Source organism: Tabrizicola sp., from assembly GCF_022842145.1.
GTDB lineage: Bacteria > Pseudomonadota > Alphaproteobacteria > Rhodobacterales > Rhodobacteraceae > Tabrizicola.
Genome location: NZ_JALHQD010000002.1, coordinates 510468 through 523296, shown reverse-complemented (window position 1 = coordinate 523296; position 12829 = coordinate 510468). Strand labels below are relative to the sequence as shown.

Sequence of the window (12829 nt, the reverse complement as noted above, 5' to 3'; positions counted from 1 at the left end):
CATGCCTGCCAAGCGGCGCCGCACCGGCAGCTTGTCGACGGGACTCGTTGAACGCCCCGAACACCCACGTCCAGTCCCTAGAATTTCATGCACCCACACGCGGCGACCAGCAAGGACACGACCCTTGCGGCCCCCGGATGCGGCCCCTATATTGACCCTTGTCGGGGGCAACTCCGACTATGGCGATAAACGCACCTGTAATAATCGGCTCGGACCCGGGGGCGGTACCCGGCGACTCCACCAGACTTTCCCGTTCGTTGCGGGCGTGTGGGGTCGAAATAGGATCGACGAACGACCAAAGAGGCCAGCTTTCGCTCGGTGAGGTACCACCGTTATCGGTCCATGATCACAGTTGCCAACGACAACCGTGCTCCGGTGGCGCTGGCCGCGTAAGCGGCTCGCAATACCAAAACTAAGCCCTTGCGGTTAGCACCGTAAGGCGGGGTTCGCAGGTACCTGGCAACAGAAACCTGCACCTTCCCTTCCTTTCGTCGTTCAACTTCGTCGCCGCGTCGATAGCCGCGCCCGCGAGGAGTGACGAAGTCATCGCCGAGCTTTCCCTTGCCAGACCGCGCAAGCAGACCCCATCCTTTGCCATGCTCCGCGCGGCCGTCCTTGCCTGCCTGACCGCCCAACCCGCCCTCGCCTGCGAGACGGCGCTGCTTTTGTCCATCGATGTCTCCGGCTCTATCGACGGCGGCGATTACCGGCTGCAGACCGAAGGGCTGGCGGCCGCACTGACCGACCCCGAAGTCGCCGAGGCGCTGGTTCGCGACCAGGTAGCACTGGCCGTCATCCAGTGGTCGGGCGTCGGGGAACATGCCCTTGTCCTGTCCTGGCAACGGATGCTTGCCCCGGCGGACGTCACCCGCTTTGCCGCCCGCGCCGCAAAGGTCCCCCGGGCCTTCAGCGGTTCCGATACCGCCGTCGGCCAGGGCATCCGCTTTGCCACCGCCCAGTTCGCCGCCGTCTCTGATTGCGGGCGAAAGGTCCTCGACATTTCGGGTGACGGCCAAGAGAACGCGGGCTTCACCGACACCGATGCAAGATCCGAGGCCATCGCCGCAGCCGTCATGATCAACGCCATCGCCATCGAGGAACCGGGGCCGGCCTCGCCGATCACCAGCTACTACCGCAACTGGATCATCACCCCGGAAGGCTTCGTCGTCACCGCCCGCGGGTTGCAGGACTATGCGCGGACTTTGCGGCTCAAGCTCTTGCGCGAATTGACCAACCCCGTTGGCTAACCCGGCCTTTCGCGGCAAGGCCAGTGCGGCGACCGACAGGGCGGTTCTTCGTCCGGGGCTTGCCACACCGACAGCAGCCCCCTTCCCTTGGCCCCCAAATCCCCTATGCTGCACGCCCAACCGGGAAAGGACGGCGACAATGGCGCGCAGCATCGACTACGGCAATCTCATGCACCGCGCGATGCGGGGCCTGATCCAGTCGGTCCTGGCGGATGTCGCCGAGAACGGGCTTCCGGGCGGTCACCATTTCTTCATCACCTTCGACACCACGCACCCCGACGTGCAGATCGCCGACTGGCTGAAGGAACGCTATCCTACCGAGATGACCGTCGTCATCCAGCACTGGTACGAGAACCTTATCGTCACCGACGAAGGCTTCAGCATCACGCTGAACTTCGGCAACAACCCCGAGCCGATGGTCATCCCCTTCGACGCGCTGCGCACCTTCGTCGACCCTTCCGTCGAATTCGGACTGCGGTTCGAGACACAGGTTCAGGACGAGGACGAAGACGACGAGGATTTGGAGATCGAGGTCGAGGAAGAGCCTGTGCGCCAGGACGCCGAGATCGTTTCGCTCGACCAGTTCCGGAAGCATTGATGTCCGACCTTGCGCTGTTCCGCCGGCGGCTTCTGAAGAACCCCCGGCAGGTATCGGCGATTGCGCCATCCTCGCGGACCCTGGCCCGCGCCATGACCCTGGGCCTTGGGCCGAACAGCGGCCCGGTGGTCGAGTTCGGCCCCGGAACCGGTCGCTTCACCGAGGCGATCCTGGCCCGCGGCGTACCGCCCGAGAACGTGACCCTGTTCGAGCTGGACGAGGAATTCGTCGACTACCTGCGCAAGAAGTTTCCCGGCGTCACCATCCATCAGCTTCCCGCACAGGATGCGGCCCATCTGGTCGCACCTGGCGTCTCCACGGTCATCTCGGGCCTGCCGCTTCTGTCGATGCCCTCCGACGTGCGTGAAGGTATCGTCAGTGCCGCCTTCGCGATCCTGGCCCCGCGCGGCCACTACGTGCAGTTCACCTATGGCCCGCGCCCGCCTCTGCCGCCCGAAACCATCGAGACGCTGGGGTTGAAGGTGAACAAGGGCCACAAGGTCTGGGCCAACCTGCCCCCCGCCACGGTCTACCGCTTCCGCCGGGCCTGATTTTCGGTATACCATTGCATGCCGGATTGATTTCGCGCGCCGCCGGAGCTATGGCTCGCGCGAGAGCTTGAGGAGTTTGCCATGACCGCGACCCGTACCGAAACCGACAGCTTCGGCCCGCTTGAAGTCCCCGCCGACAAGTACTGGGGCGCGCAGACCCAGCGGTCGATCATCAACTTCCCCATCGGCTGGGAACGCCAGCCGGTCCCGATCATCCGCGCGCTTGGCGTCATCAAGCGGGCCTGCGCCGTAGTGAACATGGCGCAGGGCGACCTGGACGCTACGCTGGGCGATGCCATCGTCGCGGCTGCAGGTGAGGTGATCGACGGCAAGTTCGACGACAACTTCCCGCTGGTGGTCTGGCAGACCGGGTCAGGCACCCAGTCGAACATGAACGCCAACGAGGTGATCTCGAACCGCGCGATCGAGATGCTGGGCGGTGTGATGGGCTCGAAAAAGCCCGTCCACCCGAACGACCATGTGAACATGGGCCAGTCGTCGAACGACACCTTCCCCACCGCGATGCATGTCGCGATCGGCATGCACACCCGCGACGTGCTGATCCCGGGGTTGGAGAAGCTGGCCAAGGCTCTTTGGTCCAAGTCGCACGAGTTCAAGGACATCATCAAGATCGGCCGCACCCATACCCAGGACGCGACCCCGCTGACGCTGGGCCAGGAATTCTCGGGCTACGCGACCCAGGTCGACAAGGGCATCGCCCGGGTGAAATCCTGCCTGCCCGACATCTACGAGCTTGCCCAGGGCGGCACCGCCGTTGGCACCGGCCTGAACTCCCGCGTCGGCTTCGATGTCCGCGTGGCGGCCGAGATCGCAAAGATCACCAGTCTCCCCTTCATCACCGCCCCCAACAAGTTCGAGGCGCTGGCCGCCCATGACGCGATGGTCATGTTCTCGGGCGCCTTGAAGACCGTGGCCGGCTCGCTCTTCAAGATTGCAAACGACCTCCGCCTCCTCGGCTCCGGCCCCCGCTCGGGCCTCGGCGAGTTGATCCTGCCGGAGAACGAGCCAGGCAGTTCCATCATGCCGGGCAAGGTGAACCCAACCCAGGCCGAGGCACTGACGATGGTCTGCGCCCATGTGATGGGCAACGACGCCGCCGTTGGCTTCGCCGGGTCGCAGGGCCATTTCGAGCTGAACGTCTACAACCCGATGATGTCTTACAACGTGCTGCAATCGATCCAGCTTCTGGGCGATGCCGCCTCCAGCTTCACCGACAACATGGTCGTGGGCACGCAGGCGAATATTCCCCGGATCGAAAAGCTGATGAAGGAATCGCTCATGCTGGTGACGGCGCTGGCGCCCACCATCGGCTACGACAACGCGACCAAGGTGGCCAAGACCGCGCACAAGAACGGCACGACCCTGCGGGAAGAGGCGATTGCTCTCGGCTTTGTCGACGGCGAAACCTTCGACCGCATCGTCCGCCCCGAGGACATGGTTGGCCCGAAAGGCTGATGGCCGAGATCGTCAACCTTCGCACCGTAAAGAAACAGGCGGCCCGCAAGGCCGCCCGTTCAGACGCGGATGCCAATGCAGCGAAGCATGGCCGCAAGAAGGCTGAGCGGGAGCTGGAGAAAGCGCGGTCGGAGAAGGCAGCGCGCACATTGGACGGGCACAAGCGCGAACCGGGGTAACCCGCCGTTAACCCTGCTTTGGCAGGGTTTCGGCAGGAGGTGCGCCGATGTCAGCCATGCCGGAATTCCTGTCATCCGATGAGTGGATTTCTCACCTGTTTTCGTCGCAAGCGGCGCGCGAAGGTGGGGTAATTCGTCGGAAAGTCCGTGACGTCGAACGCTACGTCGGTCGTGAGCCTTTCCTGGACGAGATGAAGCGCCGTGGGTTTCCCGTAGTGGAGAACGCAGGACAGTTCATAATCTTTTGTAACCGTGAGGCGATCCGCCGGGTCGCCTAGCCGATTCCTTCAAAGAAATCGTGCCGGACCCTTTGAAGGGTCCGAACCGGAGTTTTCGAAAACTCCGGTGACAACGCCGACCGTTGCGCTACCCTCTCCCCCCATGACCACCCGCCCCGCCAAGCACTCCCTCACCCTCCACGGCCACCGCACGTCGGTCTCGCTGGAACCCGAGTTCTGGGACGCCTTCCGCGCGATCGCCGCCGAGAAGGACACTCCCCTCAACGCCCTTGCGGCCGAAATCGACGCCGCGCGTCGCGGAGAGGAGGGTCTCGCCTCCGCCATCCGTGTCTTCTGCCTGAACCACTACCGGAGATCGTGATGCGCGCCGCCGTCCTTCGTGCCTACCGCGAACCCCTCAGCCTGGAATCCGTCCCCGATCCGGCCTGCGAGGCCGATGGCGTGGTCCTGAAGACCTTGGCCTGCGGCATCTGCCGAAGCGACTGGCACGGTTGGGTCGGCGAGCATCCAAAGGTGAAGCCCGGCGACATCCCGGGCCATGAATACTGCGGCGAGGTCATGGAAGCCGGGCCGCTGGCCAAATGGCGCAAGGGCGACCGCGTCATCGCCCCCTTCATCCTGGCCTGCGGCGACTGCCCCGAGTGTCGCTCGGGCCAGACCACCACCTGTCGCAGTCAGCGCGTCCCCGGCTTCGGCGACCGCGGTGCCTATGCCGAATACGTCTCGGTCCCGCATGCCCACAACCTGACCCGCCTGCCGGAAAGCCTGTCGCCCGCCCTCGCCGCCGGCCTTGGGTGCCGCGTCACCACCGCGTTCCATGCCCTTACTGGCCGGGCCGCCCTGCAGGCCGGCGAATGGCTCGCCGTCCACGGCACCGGCGGGATCGGGCTGTCCTGTCTACTGATCGGCAAGGCGCTTGGCGCAAGGGTGATCGTCGTCGACGTCGTTCCCGAGAAGCTCGCCCATGCCCTGACCCTGGGTGCCGAGGCTGCCCTCGACGCCCGCGACGGCGACGTGGCGGCCCGGATCGTCGACCTGACCGGCGGCGGCGCCCATGTCAGCGTCGAGGCGCTGGGAATCGAGGCCACTGCGAACAACTCGCTGAAGTGCCTCCGTCCGCTTGGTCGTCATGTCCAGGTCGGCCTGCCCACCGGCCACACCGCGCAGATGACAATCGACATGAACACGCTTTACATGCGGCAGCTGTCCGTCTTCGGCACCAGGGGCATGCCCGCCTGGCGCTATCCGACGCTGCTGAGCCTGATTGAAACCGGCAGGATCGACGTCCGTCCCATCGTGGCCCGCACGGTCGCCCTAAGCCAGACGACGGAGGAGCTTCGCGCCTTCGACGGACCGACAGCTCCCGGTGTCGCCGTCATCACCGATTTCGCGGGTTAACCGGCCACGCGGGACAGGGCCACCGCCAGGTCGCCATAGCCGGTGAAGCGCCGCTCATAATCCAGGCCCAGCCGCCGCGCGCAGTCCTCGGCCTTTGCGTCCAGCGCTGGATCGTCTTTCTGCGCCTGGTAGACCAGCTTGGTGTAATTCCCGAAATACATGTCCCGCAGCTCCGGATGGCGGTCCAGGCCCATCGGCTTCCAGACGAAGGCGTCGAACTGCCGGACCAGGAAATCGGTCAGATAGAAGGCTGTGAATTCTTCTTCCGCCTTGGCGGCAAACTCCGCATTCCCCTCGAAGAAGGCATAGCAGTGCGGGCCTTCTACCATCTCGACCCCCAGCCGGTCGCAGGCGGCCTTCAGCAGTCCGCCCGTTCCGCAATCGGCGTAGACGACGAACACCGTCTCATAGGCCCCACGCGCGGCGGCAACGGCCTCTTCCACGGCTGGAATGATCTTGTCGGGCCAGAGATGCAGCTTCGCCGGCAAACACTGCAAATCCATATGGGCCCAGCCGTTTGCCGCCTTCAGCGCCAGGATTTCATGCGCCAGCGCCCCGCAGGCGATCAGCAGAATGCGCCCGGAGTGGGCTGGCTGTAGCCCGGTTTCGGAAAGGGTGATGTCATCCATCGGGCGGCCTTATCGGCTGACGCGGGTCCAGGTCAGGATCACGGTGGCCGACAGCGCGGCAAAGGCCAGCGCCGCAAAGGGGACCCCGGTCCACAGCGCAAGCCAGATAGTCAAACCGGCTGCGACGATCACCAGGGCAATCAGTCCAAGAAAGTGAGTCAAGGGCATTATGCGCCTCCCTGACATTCAATCTGCGCTTCGGAGGGGCCCAAGACAAGCCCCTCGCGAATCACAGGCGTGTGTCAGCCGTTCAGCTGGTTGTGCTTGCGCGCGACCCAGGCCTTGGCGGTCTCCACGGCAACGGCCGCGTCCCGGCAATAGGCGTCGGCGCCGATGGCCTTGCCGAACTCTTCGTTCAGCGGCGCACCGCCAACGAGGATGATGTAATCCTCGCGCAGGCCCTTTTCCTTCATCGTGTCGATCACGACCTTCATGTAGGGCATCGTCGTGGTCAGCAGAGCCGACATGCCCAGGATATCGGGCTTCTCGGACTCCAGCGCCTCGAGGTATTTCTCGACCGAGTTGTTGATGCCCAGGTCCTTCACCTCGAACCCGGCGCCCTCCATCATCATGGCGACAAGGTTCTTGCCGATGTCGTGGATGTCGCCCTTCACGGTGCCGATCACCATCTTGCCCATCCGCGGCGCGCCGGTTTCGACCAGCAACGGCTTCAGGATGAACATGCCGGCCTTCATCGCGTTGGCCGCAAGCAGCACTTCGGGAACGAACAGGATCCCGTCGCGGAAGTCGGCGCCGACGATGGTCATGCCGGCGACAAGCGCCTTGGTCAGCACATCATAGGGTGTCCAGCCGCGTGCGATCAGGAGGTTGACCGCCTCTTCGATCTCTTCCTTGAGACCATCATAGAGATCGTCATGCATCTGCAGCACAAGCTCGTCATCCGACAGTTCGGAAAGGATGATCTCTTCGTCGTCAGCCATCGGGCGTGCTCCAAGCGGAAGGGTTTGGCATGGTGATGGTCGCAAACCGACCGGGTCACTATGCGGCAAGCGACATACACCGGATGAAAGCCGACAGAAAGCCATCGCGAGGCGGAATGTTGTGGCGGGTGTTCCGTTTTTGTTCTAGATTTGCAGCATGACTCGCACTGCAACTCTCTTGCCGGGCCAGCGTTTGCGGGCGCGGGGGGCCGAAAGCAATCGGACCGGCCGATTTGAAGCCACCGACCGCGAGGCGTTCGACGACGGCTGGGACCTGCCCGAAGAGGACCGCCTGGTCGCCACCGAAGTGCGGTTGGAGCGCCCGCGGTCCGCGCTGACCTTCAACCGCTCGCCGGATGTGCCCTTCGACCGGTCGATCAACCCCTACCGCGGCTGCGAACATGGCTGCATCTACTGTTTCGCACGGCCGACGCACGCCTTTCTCAACCTCTCTCCCGGCCTCGACTTCGAGACCCGGCTCATCGCCCGCCCCGGCATCGCCGAGGTGCTGGAGACCGAATTGCGCCGCCCGTCCTACAAGGTCGGTCCCGTGGCCATCGGCACCAACACCGACCCCTATCAGCCTATCGAACGCGAGCATGGGCTGATGCGGCAGGTCCTGCAGGTGCTTTCGGATTTCCGGCATCCGGTTTGGATCACCACGCGCGGCACGACGATCGAACGCGACATTGATCTCATCGCCGCGATGGCCGCCGAGGGGCTGGCCTCGGTGTCGATCTCGGTGACCACGCTGGATGAAGGTCTGGCGCGGAAGATGGAGCCCCGCGCTCCGGCGCCCAAACGCCGGTTGCAGATGATCCGGCGGCTGGCCGAAGCCGGGGTGCCGGTCCGGGTGCAGGTCTCGCCGCTGATCCCCGCGCTGACCGACCATGAGCTGGAAGCCGTGATGGAGGCGGGTCGCGATGCCGGGGCGCGGGCGTCGAACACGATCCCGCTGCGCCTGCCGCTGGAGGTGTCGGGGCTCTTCCGCGACTGGCTGGCCGCCACGGTTCCCGACCGGGCCGAGCGTGTGATGGGCCGGGTGCGCGAGTTGCACGGCGGGCGCGACTATGACCCGGAATGGGGCAAGCGGATGCGGGGCGAGGGTCCCTGGGCCGACCTGATCCACCTGCGCGCGTCCGTGGCCCGCAAAAGGCTGGTGCTCGATGAGACCCTGCCTGCCCTGCGGACCGACCTCTTCGCACCACCGCCAAGGGCAGGCGACCAGTTGACGCTGTTCTAGGCGGGCCCGTCCTGGACCAAATTCCTTAAGCAAGGAATTTGACAAAATCCTTCCTCAAGGATTTTGGGCCCTGGCGCTGCGGTTCAGCCCCGACGACCGCGACGTTCCCGCCGGCCGGCACCCGCATCATCGCCGGTCCCGTCAGATGCCGAGGAAAATCCGCCCAGTTTCGCCTGGATCACCTCCAGCGACGGCCGATTGCCCTTGGGCCGGCTTTCCAGCGCCACCCGCATCGCACGCAGGTGTTCCGGCATCGTGCCGCAGCAGCCGCCGATGATCCGCACGCCGGCATCCCGCGCCATCACGGCATATTCCGCCATCAGTTCCGGAGTGCCATCGTAGTGGATGTGACCATCGTGATACTTCGGGATCCCGGCATTGCCCTTGGCGATGATCGGGCGCTCGGTCCCCGTGGCCGAAAAGCCCAGGACCGTCCGCATCAGGTCCGACGCGCCCACACCACAGTTCGCGCCGAACGCGATCGGCGGGTTCACCAGCCGCTCCACCATGTCTGCCATCGTGGCCGAGGTGGTGCCCATCATCGTGCGACCTGCAGTGTCAAAGCTCATCGTGCCGCACCAGGGCATGTCGGCCCGCAGCGCTGCATCCGCCGCCGCGCGGTATTCCTCGGGGGCCGAGATCGTCTCGACCCACAGGACGTCCGCCCCGCCTTCCTTCAGCGCCTCGGCCTGTTCATGGAACATCTCGACTGCAAGTTCATGCGTCAGTGTCCCCATCGGCTCGAAGATCTCGCCCGTCGGGCCGATCGAGCCCGCCACCACGACCGGACGGCCCGCCTTGTCGGCGATCTCGCGGCCCAGCTCGGCGCCAACCCGGTTCAGCTCGCGCACCCGACCTTGCGCCTGGTGCAGCTTCAGCCGCGACGCATTGCCGCCAAAGGTATTGGTCAGGAACAGGTCCGACCCCGCAGCCACCGCGTCGCCATAAAGCTTCAGAATATTCTGCGGCTTCTCGACGTTCCAGAATTCCGGCGGCTCGCCCGACGACAACCCCATGTTGAACAGGTTCGTCCCCGTCGCGCCATCGGCCATCAGCCAGTCACGCGTCGCAAGCATCCGGGTCAGGGCATCGGTCATCGTCGGGTTCCTTCGGGCAGGCCTAGCTTTCACCTCTGCCACGGGTTGCGGCCGGAGGCAATTTCATTATCCGCATGACGTGTTGCGGTCGTCCTCAAGCCGGCCGAATGCGACGGCGTGGCACACCCGGCGCCAGATCTCCCGACCAACCGGCGTCAGCGCCAGCCGACGATGACGCCCGGCGCCCCTGCGCGATTCCTGCCGCCCGCCCGGCGAGCCACCTGACCTGTCCGATGCGCAATGAAAAAGCGCGGCCCCGGGCGGGACCGCGCCTGCATTCCGTCCGGCAGGATCAGATTTCGGACATCAGCTGCGCCTTGGCGATGGGCAGCATTTCCTTCATCTTGGCCCGCACGACCTCGGCGCTGGCCTTGCCAGCCAGATCGGCCACGACCTTGCGGACCACGTCTTCGTCGCCCGCTTCCTCGAAGTCGGCGCTGACCACTTCCAGCGCATAGGCCGCAGCGGCATCATCCGTCTTGCCCATCAGCCCTGCGGCCCAGAGCCCGACCAGCTTGTTGCGCCGTGCCTCGGCCCGGAACTGCATTTCGCTGTCATGGGCGAACTTGGATTCGAAGGCATTCTCGCGGTCGTCGAAACTGGTCATGGGCTCCCCCGGAAGGACGGTTGTTTCCCCTCATATGCCCATCCAGACCCAACACCGCAAGCCCCTTGGCCACGCGCGGGCTGCTCGCGCCTTGCGAGTGTGGCCCCCTTGGACTATAGCCCAAGGAAAGCGGTCTGAAGGTGAAGCCCTGTCGCCGCCCCCCCTGATCGAGTGAAGCATGGCACGGCGCAAGAAGGTCTACGAAGGCAAGGCCAAGATCCTGTACGAAGGACCCGAACCGGGGACGCTGATCCAGTACTTCAAGGACGATAACGCCCCGACGGTCGCGGCGCCCGCCTCGCGTGAGGGCAAGGGTGTCCTGAACAACCGGCTGTCGGAATTCTTCATGGCGGGCCTGAACCAGATCGGCGTGCCAACGCATTTCATCCGCCGCATCAACATGCGTGAGCAGCTGGTGCGGATGGCCGAGATCATCCCGCTGGAAGTGGTGGTGCGCAACTTCTCCGCCGGGCCCCTTGCAACGCGGCTGGGAATCCCGGAAGGCACGCAGCTGCCCCGCCCGATCGTCGAGTACTATTACAAGGACGACAAGCTCCAGTCGCCGCTCGTGGCCGAAGAGCACATCGTCGCCTTCAACTGGGCCAACCAGCAGGACCTCGATGACATCGTGGCGCTGTCGCTGCGGGTGAACGATTTCCTGTCGGGCGTGATGATGGGCGTGGGCATCCGGCTTGCGGATTTCCGGATCGAGGTCGGCCGCGTCTGGGAGGGTGATTTCATGCGCCTGATCATCGCGGACGAGATCAGCCCGGACAGCTGCCGGCTCTGGGACATGCGCCAGCCCGAACGTCCCGACGGAACGATCCCCGACCCGCAGCCGATGAACGACGTCTACACCGAGCTTGCGCGTCGGCTGGGCGTGCTGCCGACGAACATCACCCACACGACGAAGCCGACCCTGATCAACTGACCAGCCCTCAGTCGGTCGTGAACCCCGCCGTCAGGTTGACGACCGACCCGGTCATGGCACCTGCTTGGTCCGAGGCAAGAAAAGCAATGGTGCCAGCGACCTGAGCCAGCGTCGGCAAGCGCTGCAGCATCGTCGTGGCCGAGGCGCCGCCCAGCCAATCCTGCACTCCAAGACCCATCGCCCTTGCCTTCGGCGCAAAAAGCTCGGCCGTGAAGGACCCTGCCGCGACCGCATCGGAGATGGCATGCGACCGCAGGCAGACCACGCGGATGTTGCGGGGCCCAAGCTCGCTGGCAAGCGCCCGGGCAAAGGCTTCGCTGCCCGCACAGCCCACGATATGGCCCAGGTGGCCAGGCACCGCCAGCTTGGCGGCCGGGGCGGTGATCGTGACGATCACCCCACCCCCGTCGCCGCCCATGTGCGGCGTGACGGCCTGAGAGATGTTGAACAACGCCGTCAGATAGGGCGTGACGCCAGCCTGGAACTCGTCCAGCGACAGGTCGGCCAGTTCCTTCCCCTGATCGTGCAGAAAGCTGGTGGCGTTGACGACCGTATCGATGCCCCCGGCCTCCCCGGCCAGCCGGGCCGTGGCCTTGGCGGTCGCCGGGCCATCCAGGACATCGGCCTGAAACGCCTCGGCCAGACCGCCCTCCGACCGGATCGCCCCGGCCAGCCGTTCCGCCCGTGCCAGCCTGCGCGCGCCCAGCCAGACGCGGTGGCCCTCGCGGGCGAAAGCCCACGCCGTGGCGGCTCCGATCGCGCCGATGCCGCCATAGATGACCACGGTCTTCGCGGTCATGGCTGCGCTTCGGGTGCCAGACCGGCATAAAGGTCGCGCAGCCGGGCCCAGCCCGACCAGAACGACCGCGGCGTGCGGTCGGAAAGCCGGTCGGCCAGGATGTCCAGATGCATGTGCCAGCCCCCCGCGACCTCGGACCGGACCGGACCTGCGGACAGGCCGCTGTGCCGGACGGTCAGCAGGACCCGGTCGCCACGGTCGTCGAGGTTGAAGCTGACCTCTCCCACCCCCCAGGCGATCACCAGCCGCCTTGGCGGGTCGACCGCGACCACCCGGCTTTGCAGCCGCTGCACCTCGGGGAAGCCTTCGGGTCGCGGGTCGGCCGCCACACTCAATTCGTCATTGCGCCAGACAAGTTCGAAGGCGGCGTCCGCCACCAGCTCCATCTCCCCCGCCGCAAGCCACTGCCGGCGCTTCTCGCTGTCCACCAGATAGCGCCACAGTCTCTCAGCCGGCCCCGGCAACCAGCGCTGGATGACCAGCGTCCCATCGTCGACCATCCGCGCCCGGTCTGCGTCAATGTCCTTCATCTGCATCAGTCCTCTCCTTTCAGGGACGCTGCGGCGTCTTCCTCGCGCAGCAGGCGGTCCAGAGTGTCGATCCGGCTGATCCAGAACCGTTCGTAGTAAGCCAGCTCGGACAGCGCCGCCTGCAGCGGAGCCGCGTTCAGCCGGCAGATATGGGTCCGCCAGCGGATCTCGCGCTGCAACAGCCCCGCGCTCTCCAGCACCCGGATGTGTTTCGAGGCCGCGGCCAGCGTCATCGGGAATGGGGCCGACAACTCTCCGACCGTGCGCTCGCCTGCGGCCAGCATCCGCAGCATCGCGCGGCGGGTCTCGTCGCCCAGGGCGTGAAAGATCTGGTCCATCTGCTGATTCTCATTTTACCTATAGG

General features: G+C 65.4%; 18 protein-coding genes and 1 other RNA gene. 11 read left to right on the top strand and 8 right to left on the bottom strand.

Features of this window, described 5'->3' with window-relative positions; genetic code table 11:
- Positions 1-120: 120 nt before the first annotated feature.
- The 9 genes from ssrA to Q0C42_RS07620 all read left to right on the top strand — a co-directional run bounded on the left by ssrA (position 121) and on the right by Q0C42_RS07620 (position 5688).
- Positions 121-477, top strand: a transfer-messenger RNA (tmRNA) gene (ssrA, locus tag Q0C42_RS07660).
- A 119-nt stretch (positions 478-596) separates the two neighbouring features.
- On the top strand, positions 597-1247 hold the full coding sequence (locus Q0C42_RS07655; protein ID WP_295074214.1) for a DUF1194 domain-containing protein: 651 nt from the start codon (positions 597-599) through the stop codon (positions 1245-1247).
- Positions 1248-1386: 139 nt separating this feature from the next.
- Positions 1387-1845, top strand: a complete 459-nt coding sequence (locus Q0C42_RS07650) for an SspB family protein (RefSeq protein WP_295074213.1) — start codon at positions 1387-1389, stop codon at positions 1843-1845.
- Positions 1845-2396, top strand: a complete 552-nt coding sequence (locus Q0C42_RS07645) for a methyltransferase domain-containing protein (RefSeq protein ID WP_295074212.1) — start codon at positions 1845-1847, stop codon at positions 2394-2396. Before Q0C42_RS07650 ends, Q0C42_RS07645 begins: the two co-directional genes overlap by 1 nt.
- Before the next feature lie 81 nt (positions 2397-2477).
- Positions 2478-3872, top strand: a complete 1395-nt coding sequence (gene fumC / locus Q0C42_RS07640) for a class II fumarate hydratase (protein WP_295074211.1) — start codon at positions 2478-2480, stop codon at positions 3870-3872.
- Complete coding sequence (locus tag Q0C42_RS07635; RefSeq protein WP_295074210.1) at positions 3872-4051, top strand: DUF4169 family protein; 180 nt, start codon at positions 3872-3874, stop codon at positions 4049-4051. Before fumC ends, Q0C42_RS07635 begins: the two co-directional genes overlap by 1 nt.
- A gap of 47 nt (positions 4052-4098) precedes the next feature.
- On the top strand, positions 4099-4329 hold the full coding sequence (locus Q0C42_RS07630) for an N-(5'-phosphoribosyl)anthranilate isomerase (RefSeq protein ID WP_295074209.1): 231 nt from the start codon (positions 4099-4101) through the stop codon (positions 4327-4329).
- Between the two features lie 103 nt (positions 4330-4432).
- Positions 4433-4651: a ribbon-helix-helix domain-containing protein gene (locus Q0C42_RS07625; RefSeq protein WP_295074208.1), complete on the top strand. Its 219-nt coding sequence runs from the start codon at positions 4433-4435 to the stop codon at positions 4649-4651.
- Positions 4651-5688: a zinc-dependent alcohol dehydrogenase family protein gene (locus tag Q0C42_RS07620; protein WP_295074207.1), complete on the top strand. Its 1038-nt coding sequence runs from the start codon at positions 4651-4653 to the stop codon at positions 5686-5688. The genes Q0C42_RS07625 and Q0C42_RS07620 overlap by 1 nt, the downstream gene beginning before the upstream one ends.
- Here the strand turns inward: Q0C42_RS07620 and Q0C42_RS07615 are convergent.
- The 3 genes from Q0C42_RS07615 to Q0C42_RS07605 all read right to left on the bottom strand — a co-directional run bounded on the left by Q0C42_RS07615 (position 5685) and on the right by Q0C42_RS07605 (position 7258).
- The gene (locus tag Q0C42_RS07615; RefSeq protein WP_295074206.1) at positions 5685-6317 is read right to left on the bottom strand and encodes a DUF1638 domain-containing protein; all 633 of its coding nucleotides are present in this window, start codon (positions 6315-6317) and stop codon (positions 5685-5687) included. The two genes, Q0C42_RS07620 and Q0C42_RS07615, sit on opposite strands and share 4 nt — an antisense overlap.
- Positions 6318-6326: 9 nt before the next feature.
- The gene (locus Q0C42_RS07610) at positions 6327-6485 is read right to left on the bottom strand and encodes a hypothetical protein (protein WP_295074205.1); all 159 of its coding nucleotides are present in this window, start codon (positions 6483-6485) and stop codon (positions 6327-6329) included.
- Between the two features lie 74 nt (positions 6486-6559).
- On the bottom strand, positions 6560-7258 hold the full coding sequence (locus Q0C42_RS07605) for a B12-binding domain-containing protein (protein ID WP_295074204.1): 699 nt from the start codon (positions 7256-7258) through the stop codon (positions 6560-6562).
- 157 nt (positions 7259-7415) lie between these two features.
- Here Q0C42_RS07605 and Q0C42_RS07600 point away from each other — a divergent pair, with 157 nt between their 5' ends.
- A complete protein-coding gene (locus Q0C42_RS07600) occupies positions 7416-8501 on the top strand; it encodes a PA0069 family radical SAM protein (RefSeq protein WP_295074203.1) in 1086 nt (361 codons plus the stop codon).
- Positions 8502-8584: 83 nt separating this feature from the next.
- Here the strand turns inward: Q0C42_RS07600 and bmt are convergent, their stop codons facing one another.
- Both bmt and Q0C42_RS07590 read right to left on the bottom strand, forming a co-directional pair.
- On the bottom strand, positions 8585-9598 hold the full coding sequence (gene bmt / locus Q0C42_RS07595) for a betaine--homocysteine S-methyltransferase (RefSeq protein ID WP_295074202.1): 1014 nt from the start codon (positions 9596-9598) through the stop codon (positions 8585-8587).
- A gap of 292 nt (positions 9599-9890) precedes the next feature.
- On the bottom strand, positions 9891-10205 hold the full coding sequence (locus Q0C42_RS07590; protein WP_295074201.1) for a DUF1476 domain-containing protein: 315 nt from the start codon (positions 10203-10205) through the stop codon (positions 9891-9893).
- A 178-nt stretch (positions 10206-10383) separates the two neighbouring features.
- On the opposite strand from Q0C42_RS07590, the gene Q0C42_RS07585 reads away from it, so the two are divergent.
- On the top strand, positions 10384-11136 hold the full coding sequence (locus Q0C42_RS07585; protein WP_295074200.1) for a phosphoribosylaminoimidazolesuccinocarboxamide synthase: 753 nt from the start codon (positions 10384-10386) through the stop codon (positions 11134-11136).
- 7 nt (positions 11137-11143) lie between these two features.
- Here Q0C42_RS07585 and Q0C42_RS07580 read toward each other — a convergent pair whose 3' ends face one another.
- From Q0C42_RS07580 to Q0C42_RS07570, 3 genes are read right to left on the bottom strand one after another with little or no spacing between them, the layout of a single operon-like run.
- Complete coding sequence (locus tag Q0C42_RS07580; protein WP_295074199.1) at positions 11144-11935, bottom strand: SDR family oxidoreductase; 792 nt, start codon at positions 11933-11935, stop codon at positions 11144-11146.
- Positions 11932-12471: an SRPBCC family protein gene (locus Q0C42_RS07575; RefSeq protein ID WP_295074198.1), complete on the bottom strand. Its 540-nt coding sequence runs from the start codon at positions 12469-12471 to the stop codon at positions 11932-11934. The genes Q0C42_RS07580 and Q0C42_RS07575 overlap by 4 nt, the downstream gene beginning before the upstream one ends.
- A complete protein-coding gene (locus Q0C42_RS07570; protein ID WP_295074197.1) occupies positions 12471-12803 on the bottom strand; it encodes a helix-turn-helix transcriptional regulator in 333 nt (110 codons plus the stop codon). Before Q0C42_RS07570 ends, Q0C42_RS07575 begins: the two co-directional genes overlap by 1 nt.
- Positions 12804-12829: the final 26 nt, after the last annotated feature.